The sequence below is a fragment of the Leifsonia sp. McL0627 genome, assembly GCF_058244615.1.
Map to the genome: position 1 here is coordinate 1,552,318 of NZ_JBZCGM010000002.1, position 22,734 is coordinate 1,575,051.

The window sequence follows — 22,734 nt, forward strand, 5'->3', positions numbered from 1 at the left end:
CCTAAGCGGCGGAGGCTCCCGTGTCGCGGCGGCGTTTCAGCTCGGAGAGGAGCCGGTCCACGATCACTTGCGGAGCCGCGTCGATATCGACCGTGACGCTGGTCTCGTCCTGCTCGGGCGGCTCGAGCGTACGCAACTGGGAGTCCAGCATCCCGGCCTTCATGAAGTGGGCGCTGCGTTCGGCGATGCGGCGTTCGAGAAGTTCCCGCGAACCGTCGAGGTGCGCGAAGAGGACGCCGTCCGCGCGGAGCACGTCGCGGTAGCGGCGCGCCAGGGCGGAGCACGTGACCACGAGCGGCTGCCCGGCGGCGCGTCGATCGCGCATCCGTTCGGCCACGGCCGCGAGCCAGGGAGCGCGGTCGTCGTCGTCGAGAGGGATGCCGGCTCGCATGCGTTCGACATTGCGCGCCGGGTGGAGGTCGTCGCCTTCCAGCAGCTCCCAGCCCAGCCTTTCCGCGAGGAGCGCGGCGACGGTGGACTTCCCGCATCCTGCGACGCCCATGACGACGATCGCGCTCACCTGGGTCGGCCGCATGTCAGCCTCCGACGAAGACGGCGATCACCAGCGTCCCGGCGAGCCCGACGATGGATGCGATGCACTCCAGGATCGTCCAGCTGCGGAGGGTCTGCGGGATGCTGAGACCGAGGTACTCCTTGACGAGCCAGAATCCGGCGTCGTTGACGTGGGAGAGGAACAGCGAACCGGAACCGATCGCGAGCACCAGGAGCGAGACCATCGGGGTCGACAGGTGCGCGGTCACCGGCACCAGGATGCCCGCAGCGGTGACGGTCGCGACCGTGGCCGATCCGGTCGCGACGCGGATGAGCGCTGCGATGAACCAGGCGAGCAGCAGGATGCCGACGCCGTTGCTGCCGTGGGCGAAGGAAGCGATGACCTGACCGATACCCGTATCGACGAGCACCTGCTTGAAACCGCCGCCCGCGCCGACGATGAGCAGGATTCCCGCGATGGGGGGAAGCGCAGCCGTCATGCTCGTCTGGAGCGCCTTGCGGTTCATCCCGCCCGGGATGCCGAGCAGGAAGATGCCGGCGAGGACGGCGATGGTCAGTGCGATGGCCGGGGTGCCCAGGAAATCGAGGATCGTCTTCCACTCGGCGGTGGAATTCTGCGCGACGATATCGGCGAACGCCTTGGCCAGCATGAGCACGACGGGCAGCAGGATGCTGATCAATGCTCCGGCGAACGACGGGCGCTTGCGCTCGACGGGCTGGCCGTGGCCTGCCTCCGTGGCGCCTGCTCCGGTGCGCCCCTGCTCGGGGTCGCTTTCCAAGAACAGGCCGGGAACATCGACGGGCACCCACTTGGCGGCCCAGCGACTGAAGACGGGGCCGGCGAGGATGATGGTCGGGATGGCGACGAGCACGCCGAACGCGAGCGTCACCCCGAGGTTGGCGCCGAGAGCGCCGATGGCGACGAGCGGTCCAGGGTGCGGCGGCACCAGCCCGTGCATGGCAGAGAGGCCGGCGATCGTCGGCAGTGCGATGCGCATGAGCGGCAGGCCGGAGCGCTTCGTCACCAGGATGATCACCGGGATGAGCAGCACAAGCCCGATCTCGAAGAACATCGGGAGGCCGATGATGGCGCCGACGAGACCCATCACCCAGGGCAGAGCCCGCACGCTGGTCCGCGAGACCAGCGTGTCGACGATGCGGTCGGCTCCGCCGGAGTCGGCGAGGAGTTTGCCGTACAACGCGCCGAGGGCGATGAGGATGCCGACGCTGCCCTCTGTGCTCCCGAAACCGGTGATGAAGCTCGTCGTGGCCGCGTCCGCGGCCATGCCGGCGACAAGGCCGGTGACGAGTGCTCCGAGGAGCAGAGCGAGGAAGGGGTGGATTTTGAGCCAGGTGATCAGCGCGACGATGACGGCGACGCCGATGACGGCGGCGAGGATCAATTGCGGTTCGGCGCCGCTGGGATGAGGTGCGGGCGGCGCTGCGGCCGCGGCGACGCGGAGCGCGCTGGAGGGGAAAGCGATCATGAGCATCCTTGGTCGTGATGGGAATGTGCTGCGCTACCCTACCTATAAATCAGATTAATTACGAAATCTGAGCTTGTTGATAGCATTTAATCGTCGCTCGTCGTGGTTTTGTCTGCGCGAGCTCGAAGCTCGATAATGAGGCATGGCCATCGCGGACTCCCTTCACGAGCAAGCCCTCGAGGCCGTTGGCAGCCGCATCGTCTCCGGCGAGATCCCGCCCGGGGCGGTGCTCACCCCGGAAGGCCTCGGGATCTCCCGCAGCGTGCTGCGGGAGTCCATCCGCGTGCTGGAGTCCCTCGGCCTCGTGCAGGCGAGACGCCGCCGCGGCACCGTCGTCCAGGACGAGAGCGAGTGGCAGGTCCTCGACCCCCGCGTGATCGCCTGGCGGCTCGCCGGCCCCGGCCGCCGTGCGGCGCTGGGCAACCTCAGCGAGCTCCGGCTCGCGATCGAACCGATCGCCGCACGCCTCGCAAGCACCCGTGCAACGCCGGCGCAGTGCGGAGCGCTGACCGAGGCGATCGTCGGGATGGCGTCCACCCAGCGCGCCGCAGACCATGGCGAGTATCTGGCTTACGACCAGGCGTTCCACCGCGTCCTGCTCGAAGCCTCGGGAAATCCGGGGTTCCGTTCTCTCAGCGGAGCGATCGTCGAAGCGCTCTCGGGTCGCACGACGCACGCCCTCATGCCGCACACCGCAAATCCGGAGGCGATCCGGCTGCACCAGGAGGTCGCGGCCGCCGTACGCTCCGGCGACGGCGTCCGGGCGGAAGCAGCGATGCGCGCCATCGTCGAAGAGGCGGACACGGCGGTCCAGGCGGCGGCCGAGGGGGACTGAGCCGGCTGGAACCTTCGCCCGGCGAACGTTCGGGTCAGGACTAGTGGCCTCCCGGGCCGATCATCTGTCGAAGCGTCGCGAGGGGGGCTTGGGGCCTCGAGGTCTTGAGTATGACGCCTTCGCCGACGAATCGCCCGGCCCAAAGCTTGACCACCGTTCCCTCCGCGAATCGGCTCTGCGCTTCATCGGGCGACAGATACGCGACTGGAACGACGGTCGTGCTTCCTGGTTGCAGTGTGAGATCACCAAGCAGCAGACGACAGTCATTCATGTGTGGGTATCCGTCGTCCGCGTCCAATGGAAAGCCGACAAACGGTCCGTGGATAGCTCTGGTCAGTCCGCCGTCCTCGCTCGGCCAAAGCGTTACTCGAAGGAGGGCGTCAGGTTTCCTGTCCCACCACCAACCAGCGCTTGACGCGTCACCTGAAGACTCAGTTCCCATGACCCGTGAATTCACTTTCAGCCGTAGCGATACGTGTCGAGCGCGGCCTAGCTGAGCGTCGCATACAGGAAGGTATCCCCGACGTGCAGCTCGAGCGCGCGGCTATCCGTTGACACCGGGTCGGTCCAGATCAAGAACTCGCGGATACCGTCCTTCTGCCATTGATCCCCTAGCGTGCCCCTCACCCGTACGGGTTCGTTATCCATTCGTACGCCAATGGAATCCAGGACTTCCCTGCCGGCGACTAGAGGATCGTTGGATCCGATGATCTTGAACGTGATCGTCGTCGATCCGATGTCATGTACGACGGTCAAGAGAACGATCGAACTCAACGCATCGCCGTTGAGGGTTTGCGACTCGATCTTCCACGGTCTGGTCATGTGGGAACACTAAAGCGCCACGCCTGTGCAGGTCGACTGGTTTCGTCGATTTAGGCAACGTGCCTGAGTGGTTCCGGTTTGCCGACGCCGTCAAAGGGGTCGTCGCGGAGGATGTCTTCGATCAGGAGGTGGGCGTTCTCGGGGGAGCGGAGCAGGAAGGTGGTTTCCAGCAGGGAGTCGTACTCGCCCGTGGACATCAACACGTCCGAAACATGAAGCGGCGAGCCCTCACGCAGTGAGCGCGCTGCGACGTACCCGCCCCCTGCATTGGGGGTAGACCGCCAGGGTGCCGATCTCGCTATTGTCGTGAACATGAGGAACGCTCAGTGAATGCGGGGGCGCTTGGTCTCGGCCGCGCTCTGCGGCGGCGTCCCCGAGTACAACCGGAAACGTCGGCACAGTCCGGCGCCGAACAGCCGCGCTCGGCGTCTGGGCGTCTATCTCACATCGACGGCTTGCGGGCGATCGCCGTGGCCGCGGTGGTGTTGTACCACTTCGGAATTCCCGGCGTGCGGAACGGCTTCCTCGGCGTCGACGTGTTCTTCGTGATCAGCGGCTACGTCATCAGCCGGTCGTTGGCGGCGGCGCACTCAAACCATCCGGGCGGCCTGGGGAGTTGGTTGCTCGGCTTCTATCGGCGGCGCTTATGGAGAATCGCCCCGGCGCTTCTCGTCATGGTCGGGGTGGTAGGCGCCCTCTTCGCACTCTTCGAGCCGCGCGGCTCGACGTCGGCGACCATTCTCTGGACCGGTATCGGGGCGGCTGTCGGAGTGTCGAATATGGTCCTGCTCGGCAGTGAGCAGGGCGACTATTTCGGTGCGACCACGGCTTTCAATCCGTTCCTACACACCTGGTCGTTAGGGGTCGAAGAGCAGTTCTACCTGCTCTTCCCACTGCTGCTGTGGCTGGTTCTCAGCGCCACCGTCGCGGTGGCACGGCGGCGCGCCCTGCTGCTGCTCATCGTGCTCGCGGTCGCGTCTCTCGCACTCGCGGCGTGGTTGTGGCGGACGAACCCGAGCGCATCCTTCTACCTCCTCCCGACCCGGTTCTGGGAGCTCGCCGCCGGCGCGCTCGCCTTCCAGGCCGCGGGTTGGGTGGCCGCACGCATTCGCGGTGCCATTCCGCGGGTCGCACTGGGCTGGACGGCGATGGCCGTCGTGCTGGCGTCGCTGGCTGGGCTCGGTGGCCCGGACAGCCCGTTCCCCGCGGCGCTCCTCCCCGTCGCGGGCACAGTGGCGCTGATCTGGGTAGCACCCGTCGAACGCGCGGGATGGGCCGCATCCGGCCGGTGGCTGCGCACGCCTCCGATGACCTGGCTGGGCCGGGTGTCGTATTCGTTGTACCTGTGGCATTGGCCTGTCGCCGTCATTTGGCTGTGGGTCTTCGGGTCGCCTGGACCCGACGGCATCGTTCTGGCGATCGCGATCGCTGTCGGCCTTGCTGCACTGTCGTACTACGGTGTCGAACGCCCTGTGCTCCGCAGCCGACTGGCGAACAAACCGTTGAGGCGCACCCAGTGGATCCTTGGCGGGGCCGCCATCCTGACGACGCTGTCGGTCGTCTTCATCGTCGGCTGGCATCACGACAGCTTCGCCCGTGAATCGCCGCTCTCGCTCACGGTGACGAAGCAAGAGGGCTGGGCTAGCGATCGTCTGCCAAACCAACCGAAGCAAACGCCGACCGCTGCGGCAGATGCGCCACGGCTCATCGACATCGGAGACTCACACGCCAGCGCGTACACCGCCATGGTGACGGCGGCGGCGAAAGACCACGGGCTCTCACTCACCATCGCCAGCCACTCGGGTTGCGGTTTCACGCTGCTCGCTCCCGTTACAACAGACGGCAGCTGCCGCGCCACGTGGGAAGCGATCCGCTCGGCCCGCCGGGGCGATTTCGCACTTTTCATCGGCCTCCGAGCACCTCGAATCGCGGACTTAGGCAGGATCGAACCCGCATACGTCAGCGACAGTCCGGACAACGTCGCCGCCAGGGCAACGGCGCTCGCCCAATTCGAGCCCATCGTCCGTCAGCTGACCGATCGCGGCGTGAAGGTCATGGTCAACACTCCGGAGCCGCTGTTCGCGCGCGCTCCTTACCTGTGCGATGACGTCTGGTTCAGTGCCAACGTTGGATGCCGCAGCCCCGCAACAGTGCCACGGTCTAGCGAACTGAAGCGAGCACAGCCCGGACAGAGCAGCATCGATGCGGTGGTCGCCGCAGTCCCCTCTGTGATCGTCTGGGACGTCTTCTCCGCGCTCTGCCCCCCGACGCACAGCACCTGCAGCGAATACGACGAACAGGGCCGAGCCCTGTTCGTCGACACCGACCACGTCTCCGGCTGGGGCAACCTTGCCGCCCTCCCCAGCTTCGAGACAGCGCTCGAGCGAGCTCTCGGCCCCACAGAAACGGCGTCGAGACAAAGTCATTGAGTCAGAAACGTGTGGGCATAGTGTGGGCACGGCGAGCAGAATCGGCTGGCTGAGGAAAGAGCAAGGGCCCCGACTTCCGCCTAAACGCACGGATCTCGGGGCCATCATTCACTGGCAAATTCGGCGGAGAATGGGGGATTCGAACCCCCGAGGGCTTGCACCCAACACGCTTTCCAAGCGTGCGCCATAGGCCACTAGGCGAATTCTCCTTGGGCGGTGTCACTCCGGTAGCGGAGCAACGGCCACGAAGTATCCTACCGGGTCTTCGGGGATGCTCGTGCCACGTGCTCTCAGTCTCACCCGCTACACTGGTTCCCGGCTCCTCACGTGGCGCCATCCAGGCCAACTCCCCCAGGGCGGAAACGCAGCAAGGGTAACCGGGCTCTGGCGGGTGCGTGAGGGGTCTTTTTCTTTGCTGTCGGTCAGGGTGTTCCGCGTACAGTTGGGATCAGCACGACCGCTCTTCTACACTTTGTAGAAGAACGATTCGAGATCCGCCGATTGAGTTGGGGTGCTGTATGACGGAGCAATTGAGCGAATTGGCTTCTGAGGCGTATGTCTTCGGATTCCCACTCGTGTTCAACGGGGAGCAGATGCTCCGGATCACGACGACGGGGATCGGGTCGCTCCCTCCCGCTTCGTACAACTCGTTCGGGCACGCGCGCGAACTGGCGACGTCGCGCGACACCTTCGTGTCGATCAACAACGACACCCTCTATTCGTTCGCGCCGATCGACTTGAGCGTCGGCCCCGTCCTCTTGAGCGTTCCGGAGGCGGGGGACCGCTACTACGTGCTGCAGTTCGTCGACGCGTGGACCAACAACTTCGCCTATGTCGGCACCAGGGCCACCGGAAACGGGCGCGGCGACTTCCTGCTCGTCCCGCCGGACTGGGAGGGCGGGCCAGAGGGTGACGGCGTGACCGTCATCCGGTTCCCAACGCGCGTTGCGACGATCGTCGGTCGGTGGGCGTGCGATGGCGAGGAGGATCTGCCGGCCGTCGAGGAGCTGCAGAACTCGCTGACGCTGACGCCCATCCGGAAATCGCTGACGCCTCCGCAGGGCATTCCCGTCGTGGCCGAGGGCCTCGGCGAGGCGCTCGACTTCTTCGAGAAGGTCCGCGTCTGGTCGCTCGCTTTCCCTCCCGCCGACAGGGACAGGGTGGCTCTCGACTCGTACGAGGTGCTCGGTCTGACCAGCCCGTACACGCTGGCGGAGGCGTCCGCCGAGGTGCGCGAGGCGCTGAAGGCCGGGTACGCAGCCGGCAAGCAGGCACTGGAGATGGCGGTGCACGGCGGACAGGGGCCGTTCGTGAACAACTGGCTGGTCAACCTGCACCTGTTCGACTACAACCTCGACTTCTTCGAGGTCGGAGCGCTCGACGAGCCGTTCTGGAAGGACGAGGACGCCAAGACCAGGTATGCCACGAGGGCGGGCGCGGCGCTCGGCGGCCTCTGGGGCAACCACGGCTACGAGGCCGCTTATTTCATGACGTACACCGACGCGGCAGGGGAGGCGCTCAGCGGGGAGCACACGTACACGCTGCGCCTGCATCCAACGCCGCCGGTCGGCGCCTTCTGGTCCATCACCATGTACGACCTCCCGAACTTCTACCTCGTCGAGAACGAGGCGGAGCGGTATTCGATCGGGGACAGAACGCGCGGGATCGTGTACGACGACGACGGAGGACTCACCATCACCATGAGTGCGACCAGGCCGACCGACGCCACGGCGGCTGCCAACTGGCTGCCGGCGCCGAAGGGCGAGTTCCGGCCGATCATGCGGCTGTATGTGCCGGAGCGCAAACTTCTCGACGGCGAGTACGAGGTCCCTGCGATCGAGCGGGTCGACTGACTCGTGGCACGTTCGCTCTACATCACCTCCGCTGAGGGTCACACAGGCAAGTCCACCGTCGCCCTCGGTGTTCTCGAGGCGCTCCGCCGCGCCGTCGGGCGGGTCGGCGTGTTCCGGCCGATCGCGCGCTCGACGGCGGAGCGCGACTACGTGCTCGAGCTGCTGTTGCAGCGGGAAACGGCCGACATCCACTACGAGGAGGCCATCGGCGTCACGTACGACGACGTCCATCTGGATGCGGACGCCGCCCTCTCCGAGATCGTCCGCCGATTCCGGGCGGTCGAGTCGCGCTGCGACACCGTCGTCATCCTCGGTTCCGACTACACGGACGTGAGCAGCCCGACCGAGCTCCGCTTCAACGCGCGCATCGCCGCCAACCTCGGCGCTCCCGTGCTGCTCGTCCTCGGCGGACGCGTGGGCCAGGGCCTCGGCGAACGTCTCGGGCAGGCGGAGCCGCGCACGCCGGAGGACATGCGGCAACTCACCGAGCTGGCGCTCGCGGAGCTGCGGGATGAGCACGTCGCGCTGCTCGGGGTCGTCGCCAACCGCGCGGATCCTGACACTCTCGACCAGGTGGTGCACGCCGTGGAGCAGGCGGTCGCGGCGGCGGCAGCAGCGTCGGCAGGAGCGTCGCCCTCCGCTGCCGCTCCGGTGTGGGCGATCCCGGAGGACCCGTTCCTGGTGGCGCCGAGTATGCGCTCGATCATGGAGGCCACCGGCTCGACTTTGATCGCGGGGGATGAGGAACTCCTGGCGCGGGAGGCGCTCGGCGTGGTGGTCGCCGGGATGTCGATGAACAACGTGCTGCCCCGGCTGATCGAGGGTTCTGTCGTCGTCGTGCCCGCCGACCGCACCGAGGTGCTGCTCGCGGTGCTGCTGGCGAACGCATCCGGAACCTTCCCGTCCATCGCCGGGATCGTCCTCAACGGCGGCTTCGCGCTTCCTGAGCCGATCGAGCGGCTGCTCGCCGGGTTGCGCTCTCCGCTGCCGATCGTGGAGACGGAACTCGGGACGTACGACACGGTGGTGCGGATCACGCACGCCCGAGGCAGGCTCGCCGCCGACTCGCAGCGTAAGTACGACACGGCGCAGGCGCTCTTCGAACGACACGTGGATGCGGACGCGCTGCTCAAGCGGCTGGACGTCAGCCCGCGGGATGTGGTCACCCCGCTCATGTTCGAGTACGACCTGCTGGAACGTGCCCGCGCGGCGAACAAGCACATCGTCCTGCCGGAGGGCGAGGACGACCGCATCCTGCGGGCGGCGGCGACGCTGCTCTCCCGGGGTGTGGCCAGGCTGACCATCCTGGGGGAGTCGTTCGAGGTGCGCGCGCGTGCCATCGAGCTCGGCGTCGACATCTCCGGCGCCGAAGTGCTCAGCCCGTTCGACGACGTGCTGCGGCTGCGGTTCGCCACCGAGTACGCGAAGCTTCGTGCGCACAAGGGCATCACCCTGGAGCAGGCGTCCGACACGGTCACCGACCCGTCCTACTTCGGCACGATGATGGTGCACCTCGGCCTCGCCGACGGGATGGTGTCCGGTGCCGCGCACACGACGGCGCACACCATCCGGCCCGCGTTCGAGATCATCAAGACCCGTCCGGAGGTGTCCGTGGTGTCGAGCGTCTTCCTGATGGCGCTCGCCGACCGGGTGCTCGTCTACGGGGACTGCGCCGTCATCCCCGACCCCACGGCGGAGCAGCTCGCCGACATCGCGATCTCGTCGGCCGAGACGGCCGCGCAGTTCGGCATCGAGCCGCGCGTCGCGATGCTGTCGTACTCCACCGGCGAGTCCGGCTCCGGGGTGGACGTCGACAAGGTGCGCGCGGCGACGGCGCTCGTGCACGAACGCGCGCCGGAGCTGGCGGTGGACGGTCCCATCCAGTACGACGCGGCGGCGGATGCGGCGGTCGGCGCTGCGAAGCTGCCCGGCTCGGTGGTCGCCGGGCGTGCGACGGTGTTCATCTTCCCCGACCTGAACACCGGCAACAACACCTACAAGGCGGTGCAGCGGAGCGCAGGCGCTGTCGCGATCGGGCCGGTGCTGCAGGGCCTGCGCAAACCGATCAACGACCTGTCCCGCGGCGCCCTCGTCGACGATATCGTCAACACTGTCGCCATCACGGCGATCCAGGCGGGTCTCTCATGAGCGCCGTCCTCGTGATCAACAGCGGTTCGTCGTCGTTCAAGTACCAGCTGATCGACCTCGACACGGAGCAGCCGCTGGCGAGCGGGCTGGTGGAGCGGATCGGCGAAGGGTCCGGCCACACCACGCATCGCGGCCCGAACGGCACGAGCGAACGCAGTGTCGAGATCCCGGACCACACGGCGGGGTTCCAGGCGATGATCGACGCGTTCGAGGCCGATGGGCCGAGTCTCACCGAGCATCCCCCTGTCGCCGTCGGCCACCGGGTGGTGCACGGAGGCAAGCGGTTCTTCGAGCCGACCGTCGTGACGCCGCTGGTCGAGATCAACATCGAAGACCTTGCCGACCTCGCCCCCCTGCACAATCCAGCCAACCTGCAGGGGATCCGCGCCGCGGAGAAGGCGTTCCCGGACGTGCCGCACGTCGCTGTCTTCGACACGGCGTTCCACCAGACCCTGCCGCCGGAGGCGTACACATACGCGATCGACGCAGCGCTCGCCGAGCGGCACCGCGTCCGTCGCTACGGCTTCCACGGCACGTCGCACAAATACGTCTCCGAGGCGGCGGCCGCCTTCGTCGGACGCCCGCTCGCCGAGCTGAAGCAGATCGTCCTGCATCTGGGCAACGGTGCGTCGGCGTGCGCGATCGACGGAGGACGTTCGATCGACACGTCGATGGGGATGACGCCGTTGGAGGGGCTCGTGATGGGCACCCGCTCCGGCGACCTCGACCCGGCCGTCCTCATCCACCTGGCCAGGCGCGCGAACCTCGACATCGACGACCTCGACGAACTGCTCAACCGCAAGAGCGGCCTGCTCGGGCTGTCCGGCCGCGGCGACATGCGGGATGTGCGCCGGGCGGCGAACGCGGGGGACGAAGCGGCGAAGCTCGCGCTCGCGACCACCGTGCACCGGCTGAAGCACTACATCGGCGCGTACACGGCCTTGCTCGGCGGGCTCGACGTGCTCACGTTCACGGCCGGCGTCGGCGAGAACGATGCCGCGTTGCGAGCCGACGTGCTGACCGGCCTCGAGACGTTCGGCATCCGGCTCGACCGAGAACGCAATGCCAGCACGTCCACGGAGGCGCGGGTCATTTCCACGGACGACTCGCCGGTGACCGTGCTCGTCGTCCCGACGGACGAGGAGCTGGAGATCGCACGCCAGACGGTGCAGGCCATCGGCGGCGGCCAGACGGGGGCCTCAGCCGCCGGGTGACCGGCGACCGGCGGCGGTGGTGTCATGCACGCGCGGAACGGCAGGCTGCGTCGGGCCTTCGCCGTGTGCGCCGCGATCGCCGTCGCCGCTGTCGCACTCACCGGATGCACGTCGTCCAGTGGGGCGGAGGGCCCCCAATTCGTCACACCCCCGCTGATCAGGTACACCTCGGTGCTCTGGCCGGTGCCGCTGCAACTGGTGGGAGCAGAGCCGGGCAGCCGGGTGCGGCTGGAGGCGACCATGCGCACGGACCGCGGTCAGTGGCGGTCGTCGGCGACGTACACGATCCCCGCCTCCGGCACGCTCGACCTCGCCACGGCCAGGCCTCAGCTGTCCCAGTTCGCCGAGCCGGACTCGGCCGGCCTGTTCTGGTCGCTGCGCGGCCCGCAGCTCGATCAGCAGGCGCTCGTCCAGCAGTGGATGCTCGACACCTCTCCGGTCACCGTCACCGCGTTCGACGGCAGCCGCGCCATCGCGGCCAGGACGTTCCGGTTGCAGGGGCTCGGCGCCGGCGTGCACACCAGCGGGGTGTTCACGCGTGATCTGCTGGCGGCGACGGCGCAGCGGACCGGCGGCGAGGCGCCGCTCCTCCCGGCCCAGACCCACGAGGATGTGCGGATCGGCACGTTCTACAGCGCTCGGTCGATCGAACGGCCGCGCACGCCTGCAGTGCTGGTCTTCGACGACCCGGCGTCCGGCGCATCCGGTGATTTTGTCGCTCCGCTGCTCTCGCTGTTCGGCGCGTCCGTCTTCGTGGTTCCGGTCACCCGGTCGGACGACGGGGTCCGGCTCACGTCGATCATCGACGCGGGCACAGTCGGCTCCGTGCTCGACTGGCTCGACGAACGGGGCGACGTCGACGCACGGCAGGTGTACGTCTACGGCTCCAGCCAGTCGGAGCAGTTGGCACTGTGGACGGCCGCGCAATTCCCCGGCCGGATAGCCGGGGTGTTCGCCGCCGGGGGAGCCACCGCCTTGCTCTGCCTGCCGTCGACGAGCGTCGCCCCGGTGTTCACGGGTGGCGTGACCGCCGACTGCCAGTCCGATCCGTTCGTGGTCGAGCAGTCGGCGGTTCCCGTGCTCTCCGCCGTCCGCGGGCCGCTCGTCCTCGGCTGCTCGGAGCACGACGCGTCCCTGCCGGTGGCGTGCGGCTGGCTGTCCGCCGTGATGACGCTCCGAGGGACGCGGGCCGGGGACGTCTTCCTGCGCGACGCGGGGGCGACGCACGCGACGACCGTGCCGCCCGGGCTGCCGATCGCCCTCCCGGACGGGCAGAACGCTCAAGACACCGAGCAGGCGAGGATCGCGTTCTGGAACGCCGTGCTCAACGTGCTGCTGAGGGCGGTGCGGGCGTGATGCGCGGCCGATGGCGCCTCGCGTCGGTCGTGGCCGGGGCGCTGCTCGTCGTCTCCGTGCTGTCCGGATGCGGGGGCCCACCCCAGTCCATCGGCCCGCGGTTCGTGGTCGACCAGCTGCACACCGGCATCGCCGATCCCGTCGTCCTCTCCGTGGTCGGGTTGCGTCCGGGCGGCGACGCCGTGCTGACGGCGACGGCACGGACGGCGACGGGCACCTGGTCGTCACGCGCCGTCTACGACGTACCGCCGAACGGGGTGATCGACCTCTGGAGGGCGAAACCGCTGCTCGCCCCGTTCGCCGCCGCCGACTCCGCGGCCCTCCTGTGGAGTCTGTCCGGACCGCCGGTGAGTCAGAGCGGGCTGGAGCAGACCTGGGCCGGGGGAGACGTGGACATCCGGCTCGCTGCGGAGCAGGACGGCAGGGAGGTCGCCTCCCGCATCATGCACCGCACAGGGTTCCGGAACGCGACATCGTCGCGCGAGGTGTTCGCGAGAGACCTGCTGAGCGCACCGGACAGCGGGCAGGACGTTGGAGGGACGGTGTTCGACAGACCGATCGGAACCCTCGTCCTGCCGGGTCGGGTCACGGGAATCCCGAAGCCCGCTGTGATCGTCATCGACGGCGATGACGACGGCGGCTCCGGCGCTTTCGTGGCCGGACAGCTCGCCGCGAACGGGTTCCCCGCCTTCGTGCTCCCGTCGTTCGGACCGACCGGCCAGATCCCCGGCTCGTCCGCGCTCGCCGTCGAATCGTTCGACACGGCGCGCACCTGGCTGGCAGAGCAACCGCAGGTGGACGCCTCCCGCATCTTCGTCTGGGGGACCTGGCGGGCCGAGCCGCTCGCGCTCTGGTTCGCCGCCGTCGAACCGGATGCCGTCTACGGCGCCATCGGGGCGAGCGGGCCGACGGCGCTCCTCTGCACAGCCTCCGGCGGGGCGTCTCCGCTCACCAGCCGGGGCGACCCCGTGCCGTGCGAGAGCCAGGTGCGCACCATCGCGGACACCCCGACGCTGCGGCTGGACCGCATCACTGGGCCCCTCGTCCTCGCCTGCGGGAGCAAGGACGAGATCCTGTCGAACGCGTGCGACTGGCTCACGGCAGCACTGCAGGCGAGGGGACGCCGGCCAGGCGACCGGATGCTGCGAGCCGAGGGCGCCGGGCACGCGATCAGCACACCGCCCATCGTCCCGGTCGGGCTGTCCGACCTGCCGCAGTCGCTCGCGCAGGCGACCGAGCTGGCACGCAGCGCCATCTGGCTCGACGCGCTCTCCGCGTTGCAGGAGGCGGTGGAATGAGAGCGGGAGCGCGGGGTGGGCGACGGCGCGGGTTCGCGGTCGTCGCGGCGGTGCTCGCGGTGTTCACGGTCGTCGCGGCGCTCGCCGGGTGCGCGCAGCCCTCCGGCGGCGTGCAGCGCGACGGCCCGCGGTTCGTGGTCAGCCAGAACCCGAGTCCCGTCTGGCAGCCCGTCGGCATCCGGCTCGCCTCCCTCCCGCCCGGCCAGCGGGTGACGATCACCGCGACGGTGAAGAACGGGACGCTCTGGTCCTCGCACGCCGACTACGTCGTCCCCGCGAACGGAACGGTGGACCTGGACAGCCAGGCTCCCGTCGACGCGCCGTTCACCGGCGTGGACGGGATGGGGCTGTTCTGGTCGCTGCGCAGCGCCTCCGGAGCCCCGGCGTCGTCGGCCGCCCTGTGGGGTGGGGCGACCCAGCGGGTGGGCATGGCTGCGTCGATCGAGGGGCGCCGCGTCGCCCAGACCACTGTCGTGCGCGTCGGCCTCTCGGCGGCCTCGGTGTCGAGCGCCGTCTTCGACGACGGGATCAGCGGCGACTTCTTCCAGCCGACGACGAGCGACGTCGCCCTCCGGCCGGCCATCATCGTCTTCGACGGCACGGACAGCGATGCGCCGACGGGCGTCGTCGCCGCGTCGCAGCTCGCCGCGAACGGCTATCCGACGCTGGCGCTGTCCACGTTCGGGTCGGCCGGTCAGCTCGACCCGACGCACACCTTCCCCGCCGAGCGGTTCCTGTCTGCGGTCGCGTGGCTGCGCGCGCAGCCCGGCGTGGACCGTCAGCGGATCTTCACCTTCGGCACGTCGAGGGGCGCCCAGCTGGCGCTGTGGGCTGCCGTCGCATATCCGACGCTCGTCTACGGAGCGATCGCGCCGGGCGGCACGACGGGACTGATCTGCAACTCGCCGGTCCCGAGCCCGGCCGTGACCGTCGACGGCAGCTGGGTGCCGTGCGCCTCCGGCACCAGGGACACCAGCCGGCCCAACGTGCTCGACCTGTCCCGCATCCCCGGCCCGATCGTGCTCGGCTGCGCAGGCAAGGACGAACAGCTCGCCAATGGATGCGCGTGGATGGACGCGGGGATCGCGGCGAGGGGCACCAGATTCGGCGACATCGTCGTCCGCGCTCCCGAGGCGACGCACCTCTTCTACGCGCCGCCGTACACCCCGCTCTACCTTCTAGCAGCTCCGGATGCGCAACCGACCGAGAACGCGAGGGTTCGTCTCTGGAACGGCATCCTGGAAGCCCTCTCCGAGCCGTCGAGCGTCCCCGGCCGCTGAGCGGTCTCCGGATGCGGTCGCCCCCACCGAAATGTCGGCGGCGGCAAGTACCATGAGTGGGTGGTTACCGCACTGTATCGCCGTTATCGGCCAGACACCTTCGCCGAGATGATCGGGCAGTCGCAGGTGACCGAGCCGCTGATGACGGCGCTGCGCACCAACCGCGTCAATCACGCCTACCTGTTCAGCGGCCCGCGCGGCTGCGGCAAGACCACGTCGGCGCGCATCCTGGCCCGCTGCCTCAACTGTGCAGAGGGCCCGACGGACACCCCGTGCGGAAAGTGCTCGAGCTGCATCGAGCTGAGCCGCGACGGCAGTGGATCGCTCGACGTGGTCGAGATCGACGCCGCCAGCCACAACGGCGTCGACGACGCCCGCGACATCCGAGAGCGCGCCATCTTCGCCCCCGCGCGTGACCGATACAAGATCTTCATCCTCGACGAGGCGCACATGGTCACTCCGCAGGGCTTCAACGCCCTGCTGAAGATCGTGGAGGAACCGCCGGAGCACGTGAAGTTCATCTTCGCGACCACCGAGCCGGAGAAAGTGATCGGCACCATCCGGTCGCGCACGCACCACTACCCGTTCCGGCTCGTGCCGCCCGCGCAGATGCTCGAATACGTGCAGACTCTCTGCGACAGCGAAGGCGTGCAGGTCGCGCCCGGCGTCCTCCCGCTCGTCGTTCGTGCAGGCGGGGGCTCGCCGAGAGACACCCTGTCGCTGCTCGACCAGCTCATGGCGGGCTCCGACGCGAAGACCGTCGAGTACGAGCGCGCGGTCGCCCTGCTCGGCTACACGCACGCCGCCCTGCTCGACGAGGTCGTCGACGCCATTGCAGCACGGGATGCGGCGGGAGCGTTCGGCGCCGTCGACCGGGTCGTGCAGACCGGCCAGGACCCGCGGCGCTTCGTCGAAGACCTCCTCGAACGGCTCCGCGACCTCATCGTCGTCTCGGCGACGAGCGCCGAGGGCGCAGCCGCCGTGCTGCGTGGCATCCCGCAGGACGAGCTCGACCACATGGGCGTCCAGGCCATGAAGTTCGGCGCGGCGGAGTTGTCGCGCTCCGCCGACATCGTCAACGCCGCGCTCACCGAGATGACGGGCGCGACCTCGCCCCGGCTCCACCTCGAACTGATGATCGCGCGCGTGCTCGTGCCGTCGAGCGACGAGACCGAGCGCGGCGCGCTCGCCCGCGTGGAGCGGCTGGAGCGCAGGGTCGGCGTGAGCGACGCGACGGGTGGGGCGGGTGCGGTGAGTGCCGCTCCGGCTGCGCCCGCTGCTGCTGCTCCTGCTCCTGCTGCGACCCCACCGACGCCGAGTTCGCCTCCTGCAGCAGCGACGCCTCCTGCCGCAGCGGCGCCTGGTTCGCAGCGGCCCTCCACTGCGGCGGCCACGCCGCCCGCGTCTGTGGAGACGGCCGCCTCGGCGGCACGTGCTGCAGCTGCCGCGCCAGCCGCTCCTGCCGGAACCTCGCCTGCCCCGGCTGCTGCGCCTGCACCGGCTACCTCGCCTGCACCGGCCGCTGCGCCTGCCCCGGCTGCTGCGCCGGTCGGCCCCGTCACCACCCAGCAGGTCAAAGACACCTGGCCGCAGATCCTCGACGCCGTGCAGCGTGCCAAGCGCAGTGCGTGGATGGTCGTCTTCACCGCGCAGGTCCGGTCTCTCAACGACGACGTCCTCACGCTGTCGTTCCCGAGCGACAACGACGTGGCGAGCTTCAAGCAGCAGCAGGGTTCCGACACCAAGGGCGTCAGCGAATACCTCCGCCAAGCGATCGTCGACATCCTCGGAATCCGCGTGAAGTTCATCGCGCGCACAGACGGCGCCCCGAGCGGCGGCGCCGGACCGACCGGTGGAACGCGTCCTGCGCCCGGCGGCCCGGGCGCCGGCCCCGGTGCCGGAGGAGCAGGAGCGCCCACGTCCGCGCCACCCGCGTCTGCGCCCGCCGCGTCCACGCCTGCAAGTTCTGCACCGGCGGCCGCTGCGCCGGCGGCCTCGGCCTCGGCCTCGGCACCGGCGGCTGCTGCGCCCACCGTCTCGGTACCCGCAGCGTCGACCACAGCCCCTGCGGCCGCTGCGCCCGCGCAGCCCACCGCTGTCACCACCGAGTGGGCGGTCGTCAGCATCCCGGGTGGTTCGGCAGCTGTCGAGGGCACAGCCTCCGCGCCGACCGTGGCAGCAAGCGTCGCTCCGGCGTCGGCCGCCGCGTCGAGCTCTGCCTCGACGTCCACAGCTCCGTCGGCCGTCGCGACGCTCGAACGCGACGACTACCCGCACGACGACGTCCCTCCCCCCGAGATCGAGCCGCCGTACGAGCCGCCGCTCCCCGAGGAGCCGGAGGGCGAATGGGCGGTGAGCGCCCCCGACGACGCCCCCTTCCCCGACGCGATCCCGGCCACGCGGCCATCGGCGTCCGCCCCTGCTTCAGCTCCTGCGCCTGCCCCCACTTCCGCGCCCGCGACGTCCAGCCCGGAGCGCCCCGCCGCATCCAGTGGCCGCATCGAGGAGCGTCCGGCGCGCACGTCGCAGGCGGCCGGCACCCGCACTCCCACGTTCCAGCAGCCGCAGCGGTACGGCGAAGCGGTGGTGCGCGAGATCCTCGGCGCCACCTTCATCGAAGAGCAGGCAGCACCGCCTGCCGGGTCGAGGTAGTTCGTGTACGAAGGAATCGTCCAGGAGCTGATCGACGAACTCGGCCGGCTCCCCGGCATCGGGCCGAAGTCGGCGCAGCGCATCGCGTTCCACATCCTGCAGACCGAGACGTTCGACGTCACCAGGCTCGCCGAGGTGCTGCTCGAAGTGCGCGACAAGGTGCGCTTCTGCGCCATCTGCGGCAACGTGTCCGAGCAGGAGACCTGCACCATCTGCCGCGACCCCCGGCGCAACCCGGAGCTGATCTGCGTCGTCGAAGAAGCGAAGGACGTCGTCGCGATCGAACGCACGCGCGAGTTCCGTGGGCTCTACCACGTGCTCGGCGGCGCGATCAGCCCGATCGACGGCGTCGGACCTGACGACCTGCGCATCCGGCAGCTGATGCAGCGGCTCGCGGACGGAACCGTGCAGGAAGTCATCATCGCCACCGACCCCAACCTCGAGGGCGAGGCGACGGCCACCTACCTCAGCAGGCTGCTGACGACGCTCGAGATCCGGGTGACCAGACTCGCCTCCGGACTCCCCGTCGGAGGCGACCTCGAATACGCGGACAAGGTCACCCTCGGGCGTGCTTTCGAGGGCAGGCGCCTCATCTCCTGACCCCGGAGAACAGCCCGCCCGGCGGCTCCGCGGGCGCGGCGTCATATGGGATTCGGCGCATGTGATCGCCGGTAGGATGGGGGTTCCGGCTTATCCCCAGGAGTATCAGTGGCCCTCATCGTTCAGAAATTCGGCGGATCGTCCGTCGCAGACGCAGAGAGCATCAAGCGCGTCGCGAAACGCATCGTCGAGACCCGCAAGGGTGGCAACGAGGTGGTGGTCGCCGTCTCCGCGATGGGCGACACGACCGACGAACTGCTCGACCTCGCGCACGACGTCACGCCCATCCCCGCGCCGCGCGAGCTCGACATGCTGCTCACCGCTGGCGAGCGCATCTCGATGGCGTTGCTCGCCATGGCGATCCGCAGCATGGGATACGACGCCCGCTCGTTCACCGGCAGCCAGGCCGGAATGATCACCGACGCCCAGCACGGCGCTGCCCGCATCGTGGATGTGACCCCGGGCCGCATCCGGGATGCGCTCGACGACGGCGCCATCGCGATCGTCGCAGGGTTCCAAGGCTTCAACCGCGACACCAAAGACATCACGACGCTCGGCCGCGGGGGCTCCGACACCACCGCCGTCGCCCTCGCCGCCGCTCTCGGCGCCGAGGTGTGCGAGATCTACACGGACGTCGACGGGGTGTTCACCTCCGACCCGCGGGTCGTCCCCAACGCGCGCAAGATCGACCGCATCACCAGCGAGGAGATGCTCGAACTGGCCGCGGCCGGCGCGAAGGTCCTCTATATTCGCGCAGTGGAATATGCGCGTCGCCACAACGTGACCCTGCACGTCCGTTCGTCGTTCAACAACAACGACGGAACGCTCGTGCTCAACGAAGCAGCGGTCGAGGCCGCGAGATTGAAGGACGGAACCGTGGAAGAGCCGATCATCGCCGGAATCGCCACCGACCTGAGCGAAGCCAAGATCACCGTCGTCGGCGTGCCGGACGTTCCAGGCAAGGCCGCACAGATCTTCAAGATCGTCGCGAAGACCGAAGCCAACGTCGACATGATCGTGCAGAACGTGTCCGCCGCATCCACCGGGCTCACCGACATCTCCTTCACGTTGCCGAAGTCAGAGGGCCAGCGGGTGCTGACCGCCCTCAAAGCCGAGCAGCCGGACGTCGGCTTCCAGTCCCTCCAGTACGACGACCAGATCGGCAAGCTCGCGCTCGTCGGTGCCGGGATGCGCACCAACACCGGTGTCTCGGCGCAGCTCTTCGCCGCGCTCTTCGACGCGGGCATCAACATCGAGATGATCTCCACCAGCGAGATCCGCATCTCGGTCGTCACTCGCGCAGACACGGTCAACGAGGCCGCCCGCGTCGTCCACAAGGCGTTCGGCCTCGACGGCGACGACAAGGCGATCGTCTACGCCGGAACGGGTCGCTGACCCGCGCATCCACTGTGGCGGGAATGCCAGGAGCAGACCCGTCGTTCGATCACTCAACACACGACCCGAAGGGGCCACACCATGAGCGAAAAAAGAGAACTCACCGTCGCCGTCGTCGGAGCGACCGGGCAGGTCGGCAGCGTCATGCGCCGCCTGCTGGAGGAGCGCGACTTCCCGGTCGGACGCATCCGCTTCTTCGCCTCCGCCCGCTCCGCGGGAACGACCCTGCCGTTCAAGGGTGAGGACGTTCTGGTGGAGGACGCGGCCACGGCCGACGTCGCCGGCATCGACATCGCCCTCTTTTCCGCGGGTGCGACCGGTTCGAAGGCGCAGGCTCCGCGATTCGCCGAGGCCGGCGCCATCGTGATCGACAACTCCAGCGGCTGGCGCATGGACCCGGATGTTCCCCTCGTCGTCAGCGAGGTCAACCCGGACGCGATCGCCGAAGCACGCAAGGGCATCATCGCCAACCCCAACTGCACCACCATGGCCGCCATGCCGGTGCTCAAGGTCCTGCACGAGGAGGCCGGTCTCGAGCGCCTCATCGTCAGCACATACCAGGCCGTCTCCGGCTCCGGCCTCGCCGGGGCTGAGGAGCTCGCCGGGCAGATCCGCACCGCGGTCGCCGACGAGAACCTGCTGCAGCTGGTGCACGACGGCTCGGCCGTCGCGATGCCGGAGCCTGTCAAGTACGTCCGCCCGATCGCGTTCGACGTGATCCCGCTCGCCGGTTCCATCGTCGACGACGGCGAGAACGAGACCGACGAGGAGAAGAAGCTCCGCAACGAGAGCCGCAAGATCCTCCGCCTTCCGGAACTCCTGGTCAGCGGCACGTGCGTGCGCGTCCCGGTGTTCACGGGTCACTCGCTGTCGATCAACGCCGAGTTCGCCCGGCCGATCAGCCCCGAGCGCGCCGAGGAACTGCTCGCGAACGCTCCGGGTGTCGTGCTCACCGATGTCCCCACACCGCTGGAAGCCGCCGGAAAGGACCCGAGCTTCGTCGGCCGCATCCGCCGCGACGAGGGCGCACCGGCCGGCCGGGGATTGGCCCTGTTCATCAGCAACGACAACCTCCGCAAGGGTGCGGCGCTCAACGCCGTCCAGATCGCGGAGATCGTCGCCGAGCGCCTCGCGACGCCCGTCACCGCCTGACAAGCTGGGCCGGCGACGACGGTGCGCGCCACTGGTGCCCGCCGGACGGACAAAGCCGGTCGCCGGGCACCGTAGGACTGACGGGTGAGTAATTCTCCCATCGACGTCGTCCTCATCGGCGGTGGCATCATGAGTGCCACGCTCGGAGCCCTCATCCAGAGGGTGCAGCCGGACTGGAGCATCCGCCTGTACGAGAACCTGGGCGAGGTGGCACAGGAGAGCTCGAACCCCTGGAACAACGCGGGCACGGGCCACGCAGCGCTCTGCGAGCTCAACTACATGCCCGAGGCGCCCGACGGAACCGTCGACCCCGCCAAGGCCATCGTCATCAATGAGCAGTTCCAGCTGAGCCGCCAGTTCTGGGCGAGCCTGGTGACCTCGGGCGACCTCCCGGAGCCCTCCACGTTCATCAACTCGACGCCGCACATGACGTTCGTGCACGGCCGCGACAACGTCACCTACCTGCGCAAGCGCTACGAGGCGCTGAAGGATCAGCCGCTCTTCGCGGGAATGGAGTACACGGAAGACCCGGCCGTTCTCGCCGAGTGGACCCCGCTGCTCACCAAGAAGCGCAACCCCAAGCAGCGGGTCGCAGCGACCAGGGTTCCGGCTGGGACAGACGTCGACTTCGGCGCGCTCACCCGCTCCCTGGTCGACGACATGCAGCGCCGCGGCGCCGACGTCGCCCTGAACCACAAGGTGCGCAGCATCAAGCGCACCAAAGACGGGCTGTGGAAGCTCAAGGTGCGCCACCAGGTCGGCCACACCCCGCACGAAGTGACGGCACGGTTCGTGTTCGTCGGCGCGGGCGGCGGCGCATTGCACCTGCTGCAGAAGTCGGGCATCCCGGAGATCAACGGCTTCGGTGGGTTCCCGATCTCCGGCCAGTTCCTGCGCACGAGCGACCCGAAGATCGTCGCGCAGCACCAGGCGAAGGTCTACGGCAAGGCCGCCGTCGGCGCTCCGCCGATGTCTGTGCCCCACCTCGACACGCGCGTGGTCGACGGAGAGGCGTCGCTGCTGTTCGGCCCGTACGCCGGGTTCAGCCCCAAGTTCCTCAAGACCGGCACCTGGTGGGACCTCCCGGTTCCATCCGGCCTGGCAACCTCATCCCGATGCTGGCCGTCGCGAAAGACAACTTCGACCTCATCAAATACCTCGTCGGCGAGCTGCTCGCCAACCGGGCCAAGAAGCTCAAGGCGCTGCAGGAGTTCATGCCGACCGCCAAGAGCGAGGACTGGGAGCTGATCACCGCCGGTCAGCGCGTTCAGGTGATGAAGAAAGACGCCAAGAAGGGCGGCGTTCTGCAGTTCGGCACCGAGGTCATCGCGTCGGAGGACGGCTCGATCGCGGGCCTTCTCGGGGCATCGCCCGGCGCATCCACTGCTGTGCCGATCATGCTCGACATCCTCAAGCGCTGCTTCCCCGACCGCTACGACGGCTGGCTGCCGACACTGACGGCGCTCGTGCCCACCATCGGGACCACACTGAACGACAAGCCCGCCGAGGCCGCGCGCGTCGTCGCTGAGACCGCCGAGACGCTGCACATCGCGCAGTAGGCGCGCTGGTCAGCTGGCACGGCTCGTGCCGAAAGTGCGGTCGGAGTGGCACCGACCGCGCTTTTCGCACGAATCGTGCCCGCAGAATTGCTGCTGGACAAACCGCCGACGACGTTGGTAGAGTAGTCGGCGCTATGAAGT

General features: G+C 68.7%; 16 protein-coding genes, 1 tRNA gene, 1 other RNA gene and 1 pseudogene. 14 read left to right on the top strand and 5 right to left on the bottom strand.

The window, feature by feature from the left end; translation table 11 throughout:
* Position 1: 1 nt before the first annotated feature.
* Positions 2-535 (bottom strand): gluconokinase, encoded by a 534-nt coding sequence (locus tag AC37TH_RS08080; protein ID WP_490763818.1) that lies wholly within the window; start codon positions 533-535, stop codon positions 2-4.
* 1 nt (position 536) lies between these two features.
* Positions 537-2,006 carry a GntP family permease gene (locus AC37TH_RS08085; RefSeq protein ID WP_490763819.1) on the bottom strand — a complete coding sequence of 490 codons (1,470 nt, stop codon included), beginning with the start codon at positions 2,004-2,006 and terminating at the stop codon, positions 537-539.
* A 136-nt stretch (positions 2,007-2,142) separates the two neighbouring features.
* On the opposite strand from AC37TH_RS08085, the gene AC37TH_RS08090 reads away from it, so the two are divergent.
* Positions 2,143-2,835, top strand: a complete 693-nt coding sequence (locus tag AC37TH_RS08090; RefSeq protein ID WP_490763820.1) for a FadR/GntR family transcriptional regulator — start codon at positions 2,143-2,145, stop codon at positions 2,833-2,835.
* A 489-nt stretch (positions 2,836-3,324) separates the two neighbouring features.
* Here the strand turns inward: AC37TH_RS08090 and AC37TH_RS08095 are convergent, their stop codons facing one another.
* Positions 3,325-3,657, bottom strand: coding sequence for a hypothetical protein (locus tag AC37TH_RS08095; RefSeq protein WP_490763821.1), 333 nt, complete (start codon positions 3,655-3,657; stop codon positions 3,325-3,327).
* A gap of 50 nt (positions 3,658-3,707) precedes the next feature.
* Positions 3,708-3,854 carry a hypothetical protein gene (locus tag AC37TH_RS08100; RefSeq protein ID WP_490763822.1) on the bottom strand — a complete coding sequence of 49 codons (147 nt, stop codon included), beginning with the start codon at positions 3,852-3,854 and terminating at the stop codon, positions 3,708-3,710.
* A gap of 258 nt (positions 3,855-4,112) precedes the next feature.
* On the opposite strand from AC37TH_RS08100, the gene AC37TH_RS08105 reads away from it, so the two are divergent.
* A complete protein-coding gene (locus AC37TH_RS08105; protein ID WP_490763823.1) occupies positions 4,113-6,086 on the top strand; it encodes an acyltransferase family protein in 1,974 nt (657 codons plus the stop codon).
* A gap of 124 nt (positions 6,087-6,210) precedes the next feature.
* On the opposite strand, the gene AC37TH_RS08110 is transcribed toward AC37TH_RS08105, so the two are convergent.
* Positions 6,211-6,295 (bottom strand) — tRNA-Ser (locus AC37TH_RS08110).
* A gap of 105 nt (positions 6,296-6,400) precedes the next feature.
* On the opposite strand from AC37TH_RS08110, the gene ffs reads away from it, so the two are divergent.
* The 12 genes and pseudogenes from ffs to AC37TH_RS08170 all read left to right on the top strand — a co-directional run bounded on the left by ffs (position 6,401) and on the right by AC37TH_RS08170 (position 22,593).
* Positions 6,401-6,497, top strand: an RNA gene (gene ffs / locus AC37TH_RS08115) — signal recognition particle sRNA small type.
* Between the two features lie 107 nt (positions 6,498-6,604).
* Complete coding sequence (locus AC37TH_RS08120; RefSeq protein WP_490763824.1) at positions 6,605-7,939, top strand: DUF1254 domain-containing protein; 1,335 nt, start codon at positions 6,605-6,607, stop codon at positions 7,937-7,939.
* Between the two features lie 3 nt (positions 7,940-7,942).
* Complete coding sequence (gene pta, locus AC37TH_RS08125; protein WP_490763825.1) at positions 7,943-10,087, top strand: phosphate acetyltransferase; 2,145 nt, start codon at positions 7,943-7,945, stop codon at positions 10,085-10,087.
* Entirely contained in the window at positions 10,084-11,301 is a 1,218-nt protein-coding gene (locus tag AC37TH_RS08130; protein ID WP_490763826.1) for an acetate/propionate family kinase, read from the top strand. Before pta ends, AC37TH_RS08130 begins: the two co-directional genes overlap by 4 nt.
* A gap of 24 nt (positions 11,302-11,325) precedes the next feature.
* Positions 11,326-12,657 carry an acyl-CoA thioesterase/bile acid-CoA:amino acid N-acyltransferase family protein gene (locus AC37TH_RS08135; protein WP_490763827.1) on the top strand — a complete coding sequence of 444 codons (1,332 nt, stop codon included), beginning with the start codon at positions 11,326-11,328 and terminating at the stop codon, positions 12,655-12,657.
* Positions 12,657-13,955, top strand: coding sequence for an alpha/beta hydrolase family protein (locus AC37TH_RS08140; protein WP_490763874.1), 1,299 nt, complete (start codon positions 12,657-12,659; stop codon positions 13,953-13,955). Before AC37TH_RS08135 ends, AC37TH_RS08140 begins: the two co-directional genes overlap by 1 nt.
* Complete coding sequence (locus AC37TH_RS08145) at positions 13,952-15,235, top strand: acyl-CoA thioesterase/BAAT N-terminal domain-containing protein (protein WP_490763828.1); 1,284 nt, start codon at positions 13,952-13,954, stop codon at positions 15,233-15,235. Before AC37TH_RS08140 ends, AC37TH_RS08145 begins: the two co-directional genes overlap by 4 nt.
* Positions 15,236-15,295: 60 nt before the next feature.
* Complete coding sequence (locus AC37TH_RS08150) at positions 15,296-17,887, top strand: DNA polymerase III subunit gamma and tau (protein ID WP_490763829.1); 2,592 nt, start codon at positions 15,296-15,298, stop codon at positions 17,885-17,887.
* 3 nt (positions 17,888-17,890) lie between these two features.
* Positions 17,891-18,487, top strand: coding sequence for a recombination mediator RecR (gene recR, locus AC37TH_RS08155; protein ID WP_490763830.1), 597 nt, complete (start codon positions 17,891-17,893; stop codon positions 18,485-18,487).
* A gap of 108 nt (positions 18,488-18,595) precedes the next feature.
* Entirely contained in the window at positions 18,596-19,882 is a 1,287-nt protein-coding gene (locus AC37TH_RS08160) for an aspartate kinase (RefSeq protein ID WP_490763831.1), read from the top strand.
* A gap of 81 nt (positions 19,883-19,963) precedes the next feature.
* On the top strand, positions 19,964-21,034 hold the full coding sequence (locus AC37TH_RS08165) for an aspartate-semialdehyde dehydrogenase (RefSeq protein WP_490763832.1): 1,071 nt from the start codon (positions 19,964-19,966) through the stop codon (positions 21,032-21,034).
* Positions 21,035-21,163: 129 nt separating this feature from the next.
* A pseudogene (locus AC37TH_RS08170) lies at positions 21,164-22,593 on the top strand (malate:quinone oxidoreductase).
* The last annotated feature ends 141 nt before the right edge of the window (positions 22,594-22,734 follow it).

What these genes read in the sequence shown, in the direction of transcription:
- AC37TH_RS08080 (WP_490763818.1), bottom strand. Translation starts at nt 535, where the DNA reads ATGCGGCCGACCCAGGTGAGCGCGATCGTCGTCATGGGCGTCGCAGGA.
- AC37TH_RS08085 (WP_490763819.1), bottom strand. Translation starts at nt 2,006, where the DNA reads ATGCTCATGATCGCTTTCCCCTCCAGCGCGCTCCGCGTCGCCGCGGCC.
- AC37TH_RS08090 (WP_490763820.1), top strand. Translation starts at nt 2,143, where the DNA reads ATGGCCATCGCGGACTCCCTTCACGAGCAAGCCCTCGAGGCCGTTGGC.
- AC37TH_RS08095 (WP_490763821.1), bottom strand. Translation starts at nt 3,657, where the DNA reads ATGACCAGACCGTGGAAGATCGAGTCGCAAACCCTCAACGGCGATGCG.
- AC37TH_RS08100 (WP_490763822.1), bottom strand. Translation starts at nt 3,854, where the DNA reads ATGTCCACGGGCGAGTACGACTCCCTGCTGGAAACCACCTTCCTGCTC.
- AC37TH_RS08120 (WP_490763824.1), top strand. Translation starts at nt 6,605, where the DNA reads ATGACGGAGCAATTGAGCGAATTGGCTTCTGAGGCGTATGTCTTCGGA.
- AC37TH_RS08130 (WP_490763826.1), top strand. Translation starts at nt 10,084, where the DNA reads ATGAGCGCCGTCCTCGTGATCAACAGCGGTTCGTCGTCGTTCAAGTAC.
- AC37TH_RS08135 (WP_490763827.1), top strand. Translation starts at nt 11,326, where the DNA reads ATGCACGCGCGGAACGGCAGGCTGCGTCGGGCCTTCGCCGTGTGCGCC.
- AC37TH_RS08140 (WP_490763874.1), top strand. Translation starts at nt 12,657, where the DNA reads ATGCGCGGCCGATGGCGCCTCGCGTCGGTCGTGGCCGGGGCGCTGCTC.
- AC37TH_RS08145 (WP_490763828.1), top strand. Translation starts at nt 13,952, where the DNA reads ATGAGAGCGGGAGCGCGGGGTGGGCGACGGCGCGGGTTCGCGGTCGTC.
- AC37TH_RS08165 (WP_490763832.1), top strand. Translation starts at nt 19,964, where the DNA reads ATGAGCGAAAAAAGAGAACTCACCGTCGCCGTCGTCGGAGCGACCGGG.